17 protein-coding genes are annotated in these 18,286 nt (G+C 31.5%); 7 read left to right on the forward strand and 10 right to left on the reverse strand.

Translation table 11 applies throughout. The features are described from left to right. The first annotated feature begins 309 nt into the window (after window positions 1-309). Entirely contained in the window at window positions 310-861 is a 552-nt protein-coding gene (locus BLW23_RS04245; protein WP_255362731.1) for a sensor histidine kinase, read from the forward strand. Then, a complete protein-coding gene (locus BLW23_RS04250; RefSeq protein WP_093667982.1) occupies window positions 858-1,550 on the forward strand; it encodes a LytR/AlgR family response regulator transcription factor in 693 nt (230 codons plus the stop codon). The genes BLW23_RS04245 and BLW23_RS04250 overlap by 4 nt, the downstream gene beginning before the upstream one ends. Before the next feature lie 9 nt (window positions 1,551-1,559). Here the strand turns inward: BLW23_RS04250 and BLW23_RS04255 are convergent, their stop codons facing one another. The 6 genes from BLW23_RS04255 to BLW23_RS04275 all read right to left on the reverse strand — a co-directional run bounded on the left by BLW23_RS04255 (window position 1,560) and on the right by BLW23_RS04275 (window position 8,050). Continuing rightward, complete coding sequence (locus tag BLW23_RS04255) at window positions 1,560-5,300, reverse strand: glycosyl hydrolase (protein ID WP_093667983.1); 3,741 nt, start codon at window positions 5,298-5,300, stop codon at window positions 1,560-1,562. Between the two features lie 110 nt (window positions 5,301-5,410). Continuing rightward, window positions 5,411-6,022 carry a TolB-like translocation protein gene (locus tag BLW23_RS04260; protein ID WP_093667984.1) on the reverse strand — a complete coding sequence of 204 codons (612 nt, stop codon included), beginning with the start codon at window positions 6,020-6,022 and terminating at the stop codon, window positions 5,411-5,413. Next, on the reverse strand, window positions 5,950-6,309 hold the full coding sequence (locus BLW23_RS23480) for a hypothetical protein (protein WP_093667985.1): 360 nt from the start codon (window positions 6,307-6,309) through the stop codon (window positions 5,950-5,952). Before BLW23_RS23480 ends, BLW23_RS04260 begins: the two co-directional genes overlap by 73 nt. Before the next feature lie 15 nt (window positions 6,310-6,324). Further along, window positions 6,325-6,507 carry a hypothetical protein gene (locus BLW23_RS23485; protein ID WP_218134027.1) on the reverse strand — a complete coding sequence of 61 codons (183 nt, stop codon included), beginning with the start codon at window positions 6,505-6,507 and terminating at the stop codon, window positions 6,325-6,327. Window positions 6,508-6,509: 2 nt separating this feature from the next. Further along, on the reverse strand, window positions 6,510-7,193 hold the full coding sequence (locus BLW23_RS04270; RefSeq protein WP_218134028.1) for a hypothetical protein: 684 nt from the start codon (window positions 7,191-7,193) through the stop codon (window positions 6,510-6,512). Between the two features lie 101 nt (window positions 7,194-7,294). Continuing rightward, entirely contained in the window at window positions 7,295-8,050 is a 756-nt protein-coding gene (locus BLW23_RS04275; RefSeq protein WP_218134029.1) for an alpha/beta hydrolase, read from the reverse strand. Window positions 8,051-8,369: 319 nt separating this feature from the next. On the opposite strand from BLW23_RS04275, the gene BLW23_RS04280 reads away from it, so the two are divergent. Then, window positions 8,370-10,043: a histidine kinase gene (locus tag BLW23_RS04280; RefSeq protein WP_093667987.1), complete on the forward strand. Its 1,674-nt coding sequence runs from the start codon at window positions 8,370-8,372 to the stop codon at window positions 10,041-10,043. Window positions 10,044-10,047: 4 nt separating this feature from the next. Next, entirely contained in the window at window positions 10,048-10,746 is a 699-nt protein-coding gene (locus tag BLW23_RS04285) for a LytR/AlgR family response regulator transcription factor (protein WP_093667988.1), read from the forward strand. Between the two features lie 7 nt (window positions 10,747-10,753). On the opposite strand, the gene BLW23_RS04290 is transcribed toward BLW23_RS04285, so the two are convergent. Next, on the reverse strand, window positions 10,754-11,455 hold the full coding sequence (locus tag BLW23_RS04290) for a LytR/AlgR family response regulator transcription factor (protein WP_093667989.1): 702 nt from the start codon (window positions 11,453-11,455) through the stop codon (window positions 10,754-10,756). A gap of 1 nt (window position 11,456) precedes the next feature. After that, window positions 11,457-12,431 (reverse strand): sensor histidine kinase, encoded by a 975-nt coding sequence (locus BLW23_RS04295; protein ID WP_093667990.1) that lies wholly within the window; start codon window positions 12,429-12,431, stop codon window positions 11,457-11,459. A 212-nt stretch (window positions 12,432-12,643) separates the two neighbouring features. On the opposite strand from BLW23_RS04295, the gene BLW23_RS04300 reads away from it, so the two are divergent. From BLW23_RS04300 to BLW23_RS04310, 3 genes are read left to right on the forward strand one after another with little or no spacing between them, the layout of a single operon-like run. Next, on the forward strand, window positions 12,644-13,990 hold the full coding sequence (locus BLW23_RS04300; RefSeq protein ID WP_093667991.1) for a serine hydrolase domain-containing protein: 1,347 nt from the start codon (window positions 12,644-12,646) through the stop codon (window positions 13,988-13,990). Window positions 13,991-13,995: 5 nt separating this feature from the next. Next, entirely contained in the window at window positions 13,996-14,859 is an 864-nt protein-coding gene (locus BLW23_RS04305) for an ABC transporter ATP-binding protein (RefSeq protein WP_093667992.1), read from the forward strand. Window positions 14,860-14,871: 12 nt separating this feature from the next. After that, on the forward strand, window positions 14,872-16,419 hold the full coding sequence (locus tag BLW23_RS04310; protein WP_093667993.1) for a hypothetical protein: 1,548 nt from the start codon (window positions 14,872-14,874) through the stop codon (window positions 16,417-16,419). A gap of 41 nt (window positions 16,420-16,460) precedes the next feature. Here the strand turns inward: BLW23_RS04310 and BLW23_RS04315 are convergent, their stop codons facing one another. Continuing rightward, complete coding sequence (locus tag BLW23_RS04315; RefSeq protein ID WP_093667994.1) at window positions 16,461-17,234, reverse strand: LytR/AlgR family response regulator transcription factor; 774 nt, start codon at window positions 17,232-17,234, stop codon at window positions 16,461-16,463. Between the two features lies 1 nt (window position 17,235). Further along, on the reverse strand, window positions 17,236-18,276 hold the full coding sequence (locus BLW23_RS04320) for a sensor histidine kinase (protein WP_093667995.1): 1,041 nt from the start codon (window positions 18,274-18,276) through the stop codon (window positions 17,236-17,238). Window positions 18,277-18,286: the final 10 nt, after the last annotated feature.

The following is an 18,286-nucleotide window of genomic DNA, read 5'->3' on the forward strand; positions in this document are numbered from 1 at the left end:
AGGTTGATGCAAAGTTTAAAGCCGTTTATCAATTGATTTGTTCACACGTATTTATTTAAGTAATATTGACTTATGAATTTGAAATTTCTAAACAAAAAGAAGCTGTTTACTCTTCGTAATTTCCGAATATTGTTAGGTGTTATGGGAATAATCATTGTGTTATTTAATGATTTTTTTGGAAAAAAAGAGGGCTTTGTAGAGTTTCTCCTACTCTATTTTATAACGGTTTGTGTTGTGGTGTTCCATTGGTTATTTGTGAATATAAGGTTCATTATTAATTTGAAAAATGAAAAGACAAAAACAGAATTAATGCATTTACAATCACAGATAAATCCTCATTTTTTCTTTAATATGCTTAATAATTTATATGGATTAGTAGATAAAGATAGTGATAAGGCAAAACAACTTATTTTAAAACTGTCGGATATGATGCGTTATAGTATTTATGAAGGACAAAAAGAACGTGTTACGTTACAACAAGAAATAGATTTCGTTCGCAATTTTATTAAACTTCATAAAATGCGCTACCATAAAAATATTACGATAACTTTTGATGTTTCCGTGGAAGATGAAACCCTTAAAATTGTTCCGTTACTTTTTATTATTTTAGTTGAAAATGCTTTTAAACATGGAGTTGAAGTACTTCGAAACAATGCTTTTGTTAATATTTTTATCAATTCGGAAGAAGCTCAAGTCTGTTTTAAAATTGAAAATAACTTTGATATTGATGAAAAAAGTGAAACAGGAATTGGTTTGGAGAATTTAAAAAGACGGCTGATTTTGGCATACCCTAAAAAACATGATTTCACGCATACAATTCAGCAGGATATGTATAGTGCAAAACTTACCTTAAACGTATGATAAAGTATATTATAGTTGATGACGAACCAATAGCGCATGAAATTATTAAAGGCTATTGTAATGTGCTACCGAAACTTTCATTTGTACAGCATTGCTATGATGCCATTGAAGCAATGGAATATTTAAAAAATAATGAAGTAGATTTAGTTTTTTTGGATTTAAATATGCCTAAATTAAAAGGTTTTGACTTTTTAAAAATACTCCAAAACCCTCCGAAAGTTATTGTTACAACGGCTTATCAAGAGTTTGCTTTGGAAGGATATGAGTTGAATATTGTTGATTATTTATTGAAGCCATTTAGTTTTGAACGATTTATAAAGGCTGTAAATAAAGTGGATGTAAGTGATAAAGAAACGAGTCCAACTTCAAATGTTAAAAAGAAAGAACAAAGTTTATTTTTACGATCAAATAAAAAACATGTCCAGGTAAAGTATGAAGATATTTTGTTTGTGGAGGCTACTGGAAATTATATAAAAGTTGTTACTTCGGATAAGGAAATTCAAGTTAGAGAGAAAATTTCTGATATTATGAATCTACTACCTGAAGAAGAATTTTTTCAAGTTCATAAATCGTTTATTGTAGCGAAACAATGCATTAATGAAATTGAAGGAAATAGAATATTCATTAATGATTTTGTGATTCCTATTGGTAAGGTTTATAAAAACAATTTGAAAAGATTGTTTGAATAATACTCGCTTTTACTTTTTAATGATTTTTTTTGTTACGTATTTATTTTCATCATAAAGTTTTAGGATATACATTCCTGAAGACAGTTCTTGAATATCTATTGAATTCTGAATATTATATACTTCTATGAGCTTTTTACCTAAGAGTGAATAGATTTCAATCTTTGATAAAGTTATTGAAGAAGAATCTACATAAAGCCTATTATCAACTGGGTTTGGATAGATACTTATTGGAGTTGTAATCACCTCTGTAGTTGATAACGTTGCTGTTTGCTGTACGTCATCAAAATAAAAAGTAGATGCTGGCGAACCATCTCCAATAGATCCAAAATCAAACATAAAAACTAGCCTGTCATAAGCACTCACTCCGAGTGAACTAAAATCCCAACTCAATATCTCCCATTGTCTTGTTACTGAAGTGTTTGTAAGCAATTCAAAAGTATTACCACCGTTCTGTTGTTCGAGTTTAATTTGCATTGGAGTACCAATAGGTGCATCCGTCCAAACCTTTAAGGTTATATAACTATTGCTACTGAAATTTAGAGCATCATTTAGATTTATATAGGATCCAGCCCATGGCTGACCACCATTTTTAACTATTTTAGCTAAGTTTTCGCTTGTATTTCCCTCATTCTGTGGAGAAATAACGGCTTCTACAGTACCCGTTCCTCCGTCGAAATTAATAAAATCAGAGGTTATGGGACTTGCTTCAAAATCAAAAGGTAAACCTGTATTAATTCCAGGTTCGGCACATTCTGTATCGTTATAACTAAAGGCCATTTTACCTAAATTAATTTCACCCTCAGTTGCTACAAGCCGAATCACATGCTCTCCTTCCAGCAAGTCAATAGTACTGGTAGATCTTGTATTCCAGTTTTCCCAACCACCAGTGGAAGGAAAAGAAATATCTTGACTAATTTTTTCACCATCAACTTCAAAATAAATTGGACCTCCTCCGTTGTCATTACCTGAAGCATATCGCATATCTAAATTATAGCACCCTGTCGTTTCTACATTCACGGTATATTCAAGCCATTCTCCAGAAGAAATCCACCCTACTGTTTTTCCTTCTGAGGCAACAGCTAAAGCATCTACATATTCTTCAGGTCTAAAATCACCCTTATTATCTAAAGAAGAATCAAAATAAGCGATGTTCTGACCATTTCCTCCTTCGAAATAATCGTAATTACCTGCTTCAATAACTCCGGGAATTTGATTTGCTACATCGAGATAAGGCAATTGATCACCCACCGTTACCGTAATAATATTGGTTACAATGGAGGTCTCTCCTGCATAAACTCTAGCATAGAATTTATGGATTCCTAATTCAATATTTTGAAGATTGTAATTGTAAGGAGCCGAACTGTCTTCGCTCAATAAAGCATCGTCATTATAAAAGGCTACTTTCGTTATTCCTGCGCCTGTAGTTTCTGCATTTAGCAAAACATTATCATTTTCATTAACTTCAGAAGAGTTTATAGACAATTCACCAGTAATATCAATATCTTTACTTGTTGCTAGAGTATTAGGTGGAACTGTTAGCATATAACCATCAGAAAAAGTAACAGTGGTTGCATTATTTGTATAATTATGAGCTGTATAAATAGTTTCTCCATTATTATCAAAAGCCACTGCTAAGGGATGATTTGCCGTTATAGAAGTATCTGGAACTCCCAAACTGTTCATCGTATGCAACCAATGGTAAGTATGTGCATCAGAAACCCCAAATTTCAACTCTCTATTTGGATAGGAATCGTAAAGATCGACGGCTGTTTGAGCATCTGTTAGAGCTAGAAACTTCCAATAAGTATCATGCCATAAATTAGGATTCTCTTGGTTACTTAAAATACCAGTATTGGCCGCCATTTCTGTCCATAAGGATTCCGCATACGTTTGATGATGCCCTAAATATAAAGAACCGCCATGCATGGGATATAGTTCAATCCCGTAACTCGCGGCTATATCTTGTGTCCAAAAAGTACCATTATCATATGAGTTTCCCCAAACACGAGAGACCAAACTATAAGGATGTGTCGCTGAAAAGTTACGATTGTAAATATCTAACCAATATTCTTCAATAGCTGTTTGTTCAGTGGTATAAATGTATATTCCTAAATCGCGAATAGCATCATTATTTGTAACGGCTCCCCAATGAATTAAAGAAGAGGCAAATTGCATGCTTTCAGAAGTCGATTCTTGATCGTTACCATGAGGAAATGAGGCAAAACCGTTTGCCCAGCTATGACCAGCATACGGACTAAAGTTTCTTAAAAAAGGAAAAAGTGAATCGTTTCGATCTTGGCTAGCCGCATCTCTTACTAACAAATTAATCATTTCTCCCCATTGATTTGCCCAACCTGGCTCAAACTGTTCAATAAATGCGGCAGCATGAATAAAATACCCCCAATGAAAATGATGATCATTAATATTGCTATCTTGACCATGACCTGCTGGGTATCCTAATAATGTTGACCAATTATTGTTGTAATAATACAAAAAGGCTACTTCACCCGATTCATAAGTTAACCAATCTTCCAATCGCTCTTTTATTGTTGAAAGCATGGTATTTCTAGCTATGATATTTCCTGTTTGGTGAGCGATTCTGGCCGTTTGTATTAATCTATTCATTACTTGTCCTTCATTATAAGAATCCGTCCAAGTAGCTAATTGATCATTTTTAATTAATGAAATTTTGGTGTTTAAAGCAGCAGGGTTAAAACCAGGACTGTAGTGACCTAGATTGGGTAACGTTGGTAAAATTCCCTTAAATGTGTTTTCTACAGTAAAACTATTTCCGCTTAGTGTTTTTAAATCTCCTCGCACTGTTGAATAAGTGTATTCATTGGGTGCTGGAGAATTGGCTGCTAAGTTATTCCATTGATGTGGAAGTAACCCCATCAATATGTTCGTATGATTTCCTTCTTTTATATCTGTTGTAACAGAAAATGTAGAGGTCATTTTAGCGTTAGACTCGTTGTAGTTCCAATTTGTTGTTGTGTTACTAGGAAATACATAGGCATATTTTTTATACTCTTGGGCAATACTGCTGACATTATTAGTACTTTGAGGCAACATAGCTAAAGACCAATAATTCTTTCCGTTTAAAGAGGAAGTGTAAACGTTTCCTGTTTGATTCCATATACTTCCCGTTGGACCATAGATGACAAAATCTGCACCCGAAGCAGCATCTTTTACCATAATTATTTCGTTTGAAATTGTGACATCACCAGCGTTAATTTTGATTTCTACAATATCATCATTCCCTTTTTCAAAGTAGATGAAAGGCATTCCTATTCCTGATGTTGCTTTTAGATCATGAGAGGTATCATTCCAATTCATGGTAACCGTCCAATCTGAATAATCAGAAACTTTAGCCATTGAGGCATGCAACCCAGAAAGTCCAATTTCAATAGGTGATGAATCTCCTATCGGTCCCCACGGAATATAGGTTACAATCAATCCTTGTTCATTGGTTTTCATAGTCATTGGATAATTAAACAAATTATCAGCATGATTTTCCTTAATTAACTTAGACCACCAATCATTAGTAGGAACAGGTTTACCTAAAGCATTACCACTTAACTGAGGAGTCCCTGAAGGAAAGCCGTTTCTCCCTGCGGAATCTGAACCAGGAAAACTAGTGGTATAGCTTCCACTACCAATATTAATAGTTTGTGCATTACTTGAAGATATAACTCCTAGTAAAAAAGAAATAATAAAGATCTTTAAAGTCTGAAAATGGATGGTTCGCATGTCTAAAGGATAAAGCCTTTCAAATGTATTTTAATTTTAGGGTGTATAAAATTAAAGCACCCATACACCACCCATACAGCTCTATTGTTTTATAAAAAAATGCTAATCTATTATTCCTTTGGCCTTAAACCCTGTATAATCTCAGCATCAACCCAAAAAATATTCACATTTTTATAATCATCATTTTCGTAAGGAACCTCACCAACCGTTCGATTGAAGAATAAAAACTTTCCATCAGGAGTAATACTAGCAGCTGCCTCCCATGCCGCTGTGTTTATTTTATTTCCTAAGTTAATAGGATCACCCCATGAACCATCTTGCTGACGAAAACTAATATAAATATCAGAATCTCCATACCCACCTTCTCTATCACTATCGAACAGTAAATAAGATTCATCAGGAGCTATAAAAGGATGAAAACTTCTACCTGTATTAATTTTAGCGTTGAGTTTTTTGGGTTTTTCATGCTTTCCATTAACTAATCCAGAATAACGAATATCTCCGGTAAAATCACGTTTAAATTCATCAAAAAAATAGGTTCCTTTATCTGAAACAGATAATCGCATGATAGGTAAACTATCAAAGGGAGCTTTAAGCTTTTTGATTTCAGACCAATTACCATTTCCAGTTCGTTCTGAAAAACTATTTCCTAAATAAATGATATTATTATTTGAAGAGAAAAAAGGACTTCCTTTCGTTTTGAAATTACTTTCTGAACCCATTGTTTATCCTTTTTGATATAAGCAACATTTAGTTGTATTTCTCTCTTCTCATCAAGCTTTATATAATAGAATTCATTTAAATCAGGAGAAAATACACCGTTATATTCCCAATCCGTTGTTGTTACCAATTTTGGTGCAAAAGGTTTAGGAACAAGTCCCGGAGGCTTTTGTCCTAGATATGCATTTTCAGTCGTATTAGATATAATATCTTTCTTTTGCTTCTTGCTTTCGCAAGCATGACAAAAAGAAATGCCTATAATGAGTACTATAAAGTTTGCTACCTTCATGATATTTGAATTTATTTATTCCAGGTTAGGTTTAAGGTTTTCAATGATTTTAACATCAACCCAATATTGTTTTCCAATGTAAGTACGATTACCGTCTTTATTTAATTTCCAATCTCCTCTTATGAAAAAGAAATATTTACCATCAGGCGATATTTGTGGAGAGCTTTCCTGTTTATCCGTATTTATTATTGGCCCCATATTCATGCTATTTGACCAAGTTCCCTCATTTTTTTTAAACTAATATAAAGATCACTTTGCCCATATCCATCTTCTCTTTCTACACTCCAGATTAAATAGGATTCATCGGGGGAGATTAGAGATCCTGCAATATATTTTCCTCTATTGATATCATCATTTAACCTGATAGGATCTTCATATTTACCATTAACAAGTCTTGAATAATAGATAGCTCCAATCGGTCCCCGTTCTTTGTATGCCGTGAAATAGTAAGTGCCCTTAGCTGAGACAGATCGACCATGATTCATATGCTTTAGAAAAGTACCTGCACTTTTAGGTTCTGACCAGTCATTGCTCTTTCGTTCTCTATAAAGTTTTCCAATGAACATCTTATTACCATCAGTTGAAAATTGCGGCCATCTTATGTCCGTCTCAGATTCTTGCCCCCAATGATTATTTTCATATTTGATAACGAAAAAAGTGCGCTTACCGTTATTTCGTACGAAGTAATACGATTTCATATCTGAAGTATATGTCCCCTCTTCAAAAATTCCTTCTGGAGAAATAATATCAGGATCAAAAGGTTTTGGAGTTAAGCCAGGTGGTTTTTGTCCAAAATAGCGGTTCTCTAGGGCTTGAAAATCAGAATTATTTGCTTTTTGATTTTTAGTATTACAAGCACACGCGAATAGTAGTGATGTGAGCAATAATAAAATAAGTTTGTTGTTTTTCATCGATTATAGATTGTAATATTTGGCAATGGCTTATGAAGAAGTATTAGTAGATTTCTTTTCGCAAACCTTTTTATTCAAGATTTTAAGTTCTTTAACAAGTCTGATAGCCAATACATGCTACGTATTGATATCATTGGAAAAGCTGAACTATGATCAAAACCTTCAATCAACTCGAGTTTTGATGTTATATTTGGATAATCTTTACTCTTTAGAAAAGAATCAAGACCTTTGGCTTGTTGAATCGTCTTTTCATTATCCAATGTACCAATTGCTATGTAAACATTAGCATTTACGTCTTTTTGCTTCTGGGATACTATTGATTCATTTTCATAAATAAATGATTTGTCCATTAAATATGTTGAGCTACCAAGAATGTAATTTTTAAAAGTATTAGGTTTTGTCAACAACACATAGGCTCCAAAATTTCCGCTTATGGAATATCCAAAATAACTACGGTTATCGGGGTCTGCCTGATAATTATTCTCTACATACTTAATTACATCGTTACAAATAAAATCTAGGTGATTTTCAGCTTGTCCATAATTATATTTAGCCTGATGTTCTTGGTTACTGGATTTCATAATTGAGTAATCACGAAACCTGCTAGCATAAGCTTTAGTTGGATGTAAGTTTTTCTGCCAAGAAATACCAACAAGAATAAGGTTATCCATTAGATATTCACTGGATCCGGATAATATTTCTAAATGCCACATCGCATCTTCAATATAAAGAACAGGGTATTTAATATCATTATCGTTTGAATATCCTTCTGGCAACTTTATATAAAGTTCATATTGTCTATCAAACTGACTATCTTTTATAGGAATCACTTGTATCTGTGGTAATTCTAAAGATTTTTTAAGAGGTTGAATATTACTATTGATACTATTATTTTGAGCATATACAGCATTAAACGATATATATAATGTTAGTATTAATAATTTAGTTTTCATAGTTTTAATGTTTTCGATTGTAGCTTGTCATGTTCTATGTTAGTATTGATCTAGATCGATCATATTTTTACAAAGAAGGTCTTTAAATTCCATTTTACATACCTATTTTTAATGAACCGCTCTATGCATTAATGAACGGCTCAAGTAAGCCGTTCATTAATGCTATCTTGCATAAGTAATCACTTATTAAAACGGTTTGAGGTACTTTTATGTTTTTCTTTTTTTTAGCTTCCTATTATCAACAGTTTCTTGTTCTGATAAACCGGTTTATAAGCAAGGTAAAACTGTTTTTAAACTTAGTGATGAACAAGAATGGGCTTCTAAGCATTTAAACACTGCTGAATGGAAAAGAAGATTGAAGTTTGTGCCCGACGGAAAAGTTTTTTGGTCTCGAACCAATGTGAAGATATTAGAAAGCCCTGAATCATTAAAATCTTACGGTGTCCGATTGGAAATTTATGGAGAGTATGAATTATTTTGGGATGGAGTATTAATTGGTAGAAATGGAAACCCAGGGCAAGAGTCCAGTTTATCTCCAGAAGGGGAATTGTGGACTACTTTCCTTATTCCAAGAAATTTGTCAGCTAAAGGAGAGCATATTATAGCCATTCGTATAAGTAATTACTATTTTCCCGATCATATTGGTATCTATGATCTCAATATAGATGATTATGATGATTTATTAACAGATAGGCTTATCGAGTCTTCTTATATGAATCTTTTTGCGGGAGCTTTCCTTATTGCTTCTTTTTATTTCTTTTTTCTCTTTTTAAGTAATAAAAAGGAATATGCAACCCTTGTTTTTAGCATAAGTTGCTTTCTTTTTTTTAGTTTAATATTAGCGGAATTTATTAAAACATACATCCCTATTCATTACAATATGCATGTTGTACGCTTAAAGACTATAGGGGCTTTATTGCTTTGCATTTCCTTTTTGATTCCATTCTATTTTTCTATGCAATTTCCATTTCCTAAGCGAAAATGGTTATTCATAATTTATGGAGCACACTTATTATTTATTTTCTTTTCTAGACATGTTTTTCAATTAACTTCAAATAATATGACCTTAAGTATGTGGGTTTTCTCCTTTGGAATTGTAGTATTCGGAGTTTACCGTAAGATGAGAGGAGCACTTTTGGTATTATTAATACTAGTTTTATCTGCTCTTATTGGTTTTATTACTCCTTTTAGCAAAAGTCTATTTGTAGGTTTTAGTTTAATACTTTTAGGGATGTTTTATTTACTTTCTTTAAACATAAAAGAACAGCGAATTGCTTATGAAAATTCATTATTGCAATCTACTCGTCTCCGTTTGGAATTACTAAAAAAGAACATTCAACCTCATTTTTTAATGAATACGCTAACTTCGCTGATTGATTGGATTGAAGAAAGTCCGAAGAAGGGCGTTCAATTTATAGAGGCCTTGGCAAAGGAATTTGATCTTTTTAATCAAATAGAAAACAAAAAACTGATCCCCATAACACAGGAAATAGCTCTTTGTCGTTCTCATATTGAAATAATGAAATATCGAAAGGAGATCGATTATTTATGGCAAGAAGAAGGAATACAACCTGATGAAATTATTCCTCCTGGTATTTTTCATACATTATTAGAAAATGGAATTACACATAGCTTGCCTATGGAAGGGAATATAATTGAGTTTAAATTGATTTTTGAGCTCGGACAGGACTTCAAATGCTATACTTTTTTAACTTTTGCCAAGTTAGTAAAAGAGGGTGCTAATAACAAAGAAGGAACGGGTTCGAAATATGTAAAAGCACGATTAATGGAGAGTTATAGTAATAAATGGGAGTTTATTTCGGAACCTACAAATAGTGGTTGGAAAAACACGATAAAAATATATTCTTAAGCTTATGAATGTTTTAATTGTTGAAGATGAATTAAGAATAGCCAAAAGAATCGAACGAATGGTTCTTGAAATTTTGAGTGATAATTTAAAATTCATAAAGGTCTCAAACACGCTTAAGAATGCCGTTGAATATATTGAGAGTAATACGTTAGATCTGGTTTTTTTGGATTTAAATTTAAATGGAGAAAGTGGTTTTGATTTACTTGCAACGGCGGTTTCTAAATCATTTTATACGATTATCGTTTCTGCATATAAAGATCAAGCAATTAAAGCTTTTGAATATGGTGTTTTAGACTTTGTCCCAAAACCATTTAATAAAGATCGATTAGAGTTGGCAATCAACAGAATGAGAACTGAGGAAAAAATAGCAAACAATCCTATTAAGTTTTTAACTGTTAAAAAAAGACATAAAATACAACTCATCCCTATAGATAGCATTGTTTATATTAAAGGTGCTGGTGTTTATTCGGAGCTCTTCCTTTCTGATGGTAAAACAGAACTCCATGATAAATCTCTTGAAAAACTAGAACGATTATTGCTTCCTTCTTTTGAACGAGTTCATAAGTCGTATTTAGTAAAAATGACTGAAATAAAAGAGATTATTGTAGCTTCAGGAAGTAAATACATGGCAGAATTAACCGATGGAACACAAATTCCTATAGGAAGAACAAAGTATAAAGACTTAAAAGCGAAATGGATTTAAGACTCTGCTATATTTTATCTAATATACTTTTTCTGTACGACTTCCCTATTGGCAATTTTGCATCGTTTTGTAGTATTATTTGATTCCCATCGATTATTTTCAGCTTATCGAAATTAATAACAAAAGATTTGTGTATCCGTGTAAAGTAGTCAGGTAGTTTACCTAAGAAATCGGATAAGGTTTGTTGTGTTAGCAACATGGAGTCAGTATATATTTTTATATAGTTTCCATAAGCTTCTATGTAGTTAATATCATCAAAAAAGAGCTTGATAATTTTCTTATCACTTTTCACAAAGATAAAATTAGGTTCTTCTTCTTTTTCTATTGAAACTGTTGTTTGTATGGATGCCGTTTCTGGGATACTAATTTTATTCACTGCCTGCAAGAAACGTTCTAAAGAAAAGGGTTTTAATAGATAATCTGTTACAGCGAGTTCAAAACCTTCTAAGGCATATTCAGGATAAGCGGTGGTAATAATTACATTTGGTTTTTGTTGCATGGTTTTCAATAAACTCAAACCTGATAATTTTGGCATGTTTATATCTAAAAACAAGATATCTACAGACTTTTCTTTTAGCACTTCAAGAACTTCAAAAGCATTTTTACATGCAGCAACAATCTCTAAATGAGGCATAGAGTCAATATAGTTCTCTAAAATTTGACGAGCAATAGGCTCATCATCTGCAATAATACATTGTAATACCTTCATTTTACAAGTTTATGATTAGTTGTACTGAGTAATTGTTATTGACTTTATTGATATGCAATTCGTGCTGATCTGGATATATAAGATCTAACCGTTTTCTAACATTGTTTAATCCAATTCCACTTTTACCTTTTTCCATATTATTCACTGTTTTTTCCTTTTCAAGGGTATTATTGCATTCAAAAATAATACTATCATTTGATTCTTTTAATGAAATAGAAACCTCACTCTTGCCATTGGCTTGTTCTCCTAAATGCTTAAAACAATTTTCGACAAACACAATCAATAACATAGGGGCTATTTTCTTTTCGCTGAAATTACCGGATTTATGAAACTCAATATCGGCTTCGTCTTCTAGCCTTATCCTTTCTAATGAAATATAATTTTCTAAATAACTTACCTCCTTTTCAAGTGAAACAAACGTTTCTCGGGTGTCATATAAACTATAACGTAGAAGATCTGATAATTGCAGCATCAAACTAGGAAGTTTGTCTGATTTAATTACAGAAAGTCCATATAAGTTATTCAACGTATTGAATAAAAAATGTGGATTTAACTGTGCTTTCAAGAGTTTTAATTCAGCCTCTTTTTCTTTTTGACGACGGATAAAACTATCTCGAGATAATTTCAAAGCAGTTCCAAAAATTATAATAAGTAAAAAGGCTCCAAAAACATTGATAAGCATTCTGAATTCAAATTTCTTGAAGAAATCACTCAATACAGCAACTCCAATAAAAGTGAAAAAGCAAATATTCAGAATATAAAAAAGAACCCCAAGTTTCTCTTTCTTTTTAAAGAAAAGAGGGAGTATTTTAAGATTGCTAATGTATACTGGTGGTATAATAAAAGCAATGAAAATTAACGCAGTAAGGAATGTGTTGTCAGCCGTAATAATCATTGTAAAAATGATTAATAGTAACAGCCACGCGAATACATTTTGAACAATTTTGTTATCAATTAACTTATCAAGTGCAGTCATTTTATCCTTTTAAAATCCCTCCAAAAATAAAGGTTCATCTATTAAAATGCTTCTTTTAATGATGAAAGTTCTCTTTTTAAATGTAAACGTTTCTTTTACGATGATAATGGTAAATCTGTAGGGATATCATTAAAGTAAACACCTTCATCATTCTTTTTTTTAAAAGACATGGTTACTTCTGATTTTTGACCCGACAATTAAAAACAAATACCATGAAAACACTATTCAATATCTTAATTTTTATAATAATACTAATTCAAAGTACAGTATTTGCTCAAGAAGATACCCTAAACCTAATAAACGATAAGTACACACCTATACTAAAAGAACAAAATAAAGGTTTGGCTATACTTGTAAAAAAGAACAATAAGATAAGTACGTCAAGTATTGGAAACTTCAGTTTAAATGAAAATAGTGTTTTTAATATTGGAAGTGCAACGAAAACATTTACTTCAATTTTAATATTGCAGGAAGTAGAAAAAGGAACTTTAAAATTATCAGATACGATTGGTAAATTTTTAAAACCAATTAAAAACATTGATAGTTCTATTACTTTAAAGCAACTACTGACACATGAAACAGGCTTGGATGAGATTATAGGAGAAAATATTTTGGAAATATTCTTTTCGAAAGCAGATTCACTATACACTCAAAATTTATTTAAGTTAGTTGAAAAGCGAAATATAGAAAAGATTGGAACTTTTGATTATTGTAATACAAACTACTTTCTTTTAGGGAGAATACTTGAAAAAATTACAGATGAGAACTACTTTGATTTACTTAGAAAACGAATTATAGCCCCTTTAGGGTTAAAAAACACACATCCTTATTTGCATAAAAACTTGCCAAATTTAGCAGCTCCTTATCACGATGGAAAAGATGTTAGTAATTATTTAGATTATAAGTTTTTTGCCAACATTGCCTACTCCGCAGGTAGCATGGCTTCTACTCTATCGGATATGGAAATATTTTATAGCTCACTTTTTCAAACAGAAAAACTATTGAAAAAAGAAACGCTTCAATTAATCATTGAAGATGGAAATGACACATATGGTTTAGGAATATTTAAGAAAGACTATAACGGAAAGAAATATGTAAATCATGGAGGAAACAATATTGGTTATGCTTTTCGAAATACATACGATATTGAAACAGGGAATCTATTTTTAATATTCTCAAATACCATGAGAATACCTTCAGGGAAAGCTATAACGAGCGATCTGTACGCTTATTTGCATAATGAAAAGATTCAGGACTTTGAAGCTGTAAACTTGTCTAATTTTAAAGACATAACAGGTAAGTATTTATTAAAGGAAGCCAATTTAGTCTTAGAGATAAAACGAGAAAACAAGAAGTTATATCTAATTGTTGAAGCACAGGGGGGCAAAAGTGAATTAGCTCAAAAATCGAAAGACACTTTATACGATACAACTGTAGGAGCCTCTTTAACTAAAATTATCGGAAGCTTAAATAGTTTAACCTTCAAGCAAAATGGATTTACAACTACAATTACCAAGATCTCTTCAGAAAACAGTACTAGTTTAACATCTAAAAAATAAAAGTTATGCAATTAGAAATTCAAAATGTATCAAAGAAATACAATAAGAATAAATATGGGTTGAAAGATTTTTCAATCAATATTGAAAAGGGAATCTTAGGTTTATTAGGTCCCAATGGTGCTGGAAAATCTACATTATTAAAAATGATTGCTACTGTCAGTAAACCCACCGATGGAATTATTAGCTTAAACAAAAACAATATTTTAAAAGATGCAAATTATATGCGAAAGCAACTAGGTTTTTTACCTCAAGACTTCGGTGTGTATCCTAACTTAAATGCATACGAGTTTTTAGAATATATGGCGGCCATAAAAGGCATTGGTGGTAAGAATTTAAAGGATAAAATTGAATTGTTATTGGAAGGACTGAATTTAATTGAGGTTGCCAATAAACCGATCGGAAGTTATTCAGGAGGAATGAAACAACGTATAGGTATTGCTCAAGCTTTATTAAATGACCCTAAAATTGTGATTTTCGATGAGCCTACCGTTGGTTTAGATCCAGAAGAGCGTGTTCGGTTTAGGAACTTGATTTCTGACTTAGCCAATGATTGTATTGTCATTTTATCATCTCACATAGTTTCTGATATTGATACAGTCGCAGATACAATCGCCGTGATGAAAAATGGCGAATTGCTCTTTCATGGAAATCAAAGAAGTATTATAAAGCAAATGGAAAATAAAGTTTTTGAAATATCTATTAAAAAAGAAGAGTTCATTGACTTTAAATCAAAATATAAAGTAGTAAGTACGTCTCGTCAGGATAAGCAATTACTCGTTCGTTATATATCAGATATTCCTTCAGAAAACTCCATTAAGAAAACGGCAAATTTGGAGGATGCGTATTTAAATCTAACCAAAGCCAATTAAAATAAATAAGAAATGAAACAACTTTATCATATTGTAAAACTAGATTATTTACAGAGAACTCGAAGTTATTCCTTTTTGATTACACTCTGTTTAACATTAGCAATAGCATACACGTTTATTCCCCATCCTAATGCAAATTATTCTACCATTAGAGTAGCAGATTATGTGGGATTTTACAACTCTGCTTGGATTGGAAATGTAACAGCGGTAATGACGAGTGTGTTTTTATCTTTGATAGGCTTTTATTTGGTGAATACGGGTATTAAAAAAGATGGTGAAACTAAAGTTGGGCAAATTATAGCCTCAACTCAAATCAAAAACAGTGCATACTTGATAACCAAAGCTCTAAGTAATTTTTTAGTACTCTCTACAATTGTAGTTATCGTATTCATTATGAGTCTGATTCTTTTTACCTTATACAATAATGGCTATTCATTTGAATTGAGACATTTTATAAAGCCTTATTTACTGATCACGGTTCCTGCCATCTTTTTAGTATCGGTTATCGCAGTAGTTTTTGAAATACTTTTTGGAAAATATACCGTCATTCAAAATGTAGGTTTTTTCTTTTTATTTACGGCTGTCATGAGCTTTAATACACAAAATGAAAATTACTTTTCCTTTGATCCCTTTGGAAATCAAATAGTCGTTCACCAAATAGAACAAGATGTAAAAGCTATGATTAATCAAGATGAAAATATAAACTTATCTGTAGGTTACATCATTGGTGATAAAACAAAAATTCAAAAGTTTCAATTTAATGGCGTCGATTTTCCAATATCTTTTATCGTGAGTCGATTTATTTGGATAGGCTTTGGAACTCTATTAATATTTGTAGTCTCGCTATTTTTTCATCGTTTTGATAACAAAAGAATCGCTTCCAATAAAAGAACTATTAGTGGAACAGTTTCATCAAAAGGAAGCAACAGTATTAGTTTGCTAACATTACCTTCGGTATCTTATAATGGCAATATACTTCCCATTTTAAAAACGGAAATTCTATTGTTATTTAGAAAAGGTAAAAAATGGCTATGGATATTGAATATTATTGGCATGATCCTCTTAGCCGTTTTACCCCTAAAAATAGCTCATCAGATAGTACTACCAATACTTTGGTTTTTACAAGTATCAAGACTATCCGATCTTACGATTAAAGAAACAATAAACAATGTACATTATTTCACATTCACAAGTTACAACCCTATTAAAAGGTTGTTGTTCGCACAACTACTTTCAGGATTTATATTAATGCTGACCTTAGCATTGCCTTTAGTAATTCGACTCGGAGTTGAAGGAAACCTTATGGCTGTATGTTCTGTCTTTCTGGGAAGTATTCTTTTGGTTTTATTCTCAAGTATCCTTGGATTATTCTCTAAAGGAAAGAAACTATTCGAAGTATTGTTCTTTTTTATCACTTATTTAGTAGTAAATGGAATGACATTTTTAGATTATTATGGCGGATTTCAACATGATAAAATGTATATACCCTGGATAACTTCGTTAGTATTGTTTTTAAGCTTGGGTAATGTGTTAAAGCGAAAACAGGAGTTAAATCGATAACAACTTATAATTGGAGTATTTAATGATGTTGAATACTCCAATTATCTATCTAACCAACGTTTAAATAGGGCTGCTTTATCTTTACCAATAATCACATCTTCGTTGTGTACGGGGTCTGTTTCCAGCTTTAATTTTCCATTAAAATAAGAATGTACTCGCTTAATACTGTTAATGTTGATAATGATTTGACGATTTAGTTTAAAAAAGTAATCAGGATCTAACTGCTCTTTTAAGTTTTCTAAGGAAAAGTTAACAGGATATTCTCGTTTTTCGAAGGTTACCGCAAATGTTACCCCTTGCATACTATAGAAATATGCTATTTCATTTACTGATACTTTTAAAAATGAGTCATTCGATTGAATTAAAAAGCGTTTACGATATTCCTTTTGCTTATTACCTATAATGGAGGCTAGTTTTTCATAATCTACGATTGCAGTTCTTTCTTGAACAATATTACTTTGATGCTTTTGAAATTTATTAAGTGCCATTTGCAGCTCTTCTTCTTCAATGGGTTTTAATAAGTAATCTAAACTATTCACTTTGAAGGCTTGTATGGCATATTCGTCATATGCTGTAGTAAATATAATTTGACTATTGACCTCTACTTGTTTGAAAATTTCAAAACTAAGTCCATCTGATAACTGTATGTCCAATAAAATAATCTCTGGATGCTTATTGTTTTGTAACCAATTAACAGCCGATTTAATACTGTTCAAACAAGTAATAACCTCGGTATTAATGGAGATTTCCTTTAGAGTTTCCTTTAACAAACGTTGTGCAGGTATTTCGTCTTCTATTATTAGTATTTCTATCATATTATTGATCAATTAATGGAATAGTTACGTTAAACTTTCCGTTATTTTCTCCGAAATTAAAACCTTCTTTCTTCAAAAGTTCAAAACGTTTACTTAAATTGATTAATCCTGTATATGTTGATTCCACTTCACCATGAATAGGTTGAATATTATTACTAATTATTAATGTGTTTTCGCCAGTTTCATTAATTTGAATATGCAATATATTTTCTTCATTAGCAACATTATGCTTTATAGCATTTTCAATAAGGATTTGTAAAGTTAATGGAGGCATTTTTAAGTACTTGGCGCTTTCTGAAATTGTCACTTCATAATTAAGGGCCTCTCCTAACCTAACCTTATGCAAAAAAATAAATGAATCTATAAAAGTGAGTTCTTCTTTTAACGAAATTAAATCGTAATTTTTACTTTGTAAAACATATCTATATACTTTAGACAATTTACGTGTAAATTCAACTGCTGTCTTTGGATTGTGTTTTATTTCTGCTATTAAAACATTTAGACTATTGAATAGAAAGTGTGGATTTACTTGATTTTGTAGAACTCTGTATTCTGCTTTAAGTTTTTCTTGTTTATAATATTCTGCCTCTAGTAATGACCTTTGAGACTGTTTGAAAAAATTTATGGTAACAGAAATTCCAATAAAAACTAACAGAAAGATAATAGATCCTACAAATATAATTACAGGTGCTCGAGGATAAATAAATGACTCATCATTTAGGTAATACCAAGCGGTGAAAGGAATTATAATGGAAACGATTGCCCAAGAAAAAATTAGAGAAACTTGCGTTAATAATCGTTTTTTAGGAAAGTGAAACCATGGAAGTTTCTTATTTAAATAGCCATCAAAAAACAAACTACCTTCAACATTCAGATTAAAAAAAAAGAGATATAGTAACGCGAAGAATTCTTTTGGAATTCCTGATTTAGGTTCAAATTTTATGTTAGAAGGCATTACGTAGGTAACTAATTTCATGACACATATTGCATATATTGAAACCAATACGATGCGAACAATACCTCTTTTTATATTTTTACTCATTTCAATTTAT

Origin of the sequence: Tenacibaculum sp. MAR_2009_124 (genome assembly GCF_900105455.1) — a bacterium.
Lineage (GTDB): Bacteria > Bacteroidota > Bacteroidia > Flavobacteriales > Flavobacteriaceae > Polaribacter.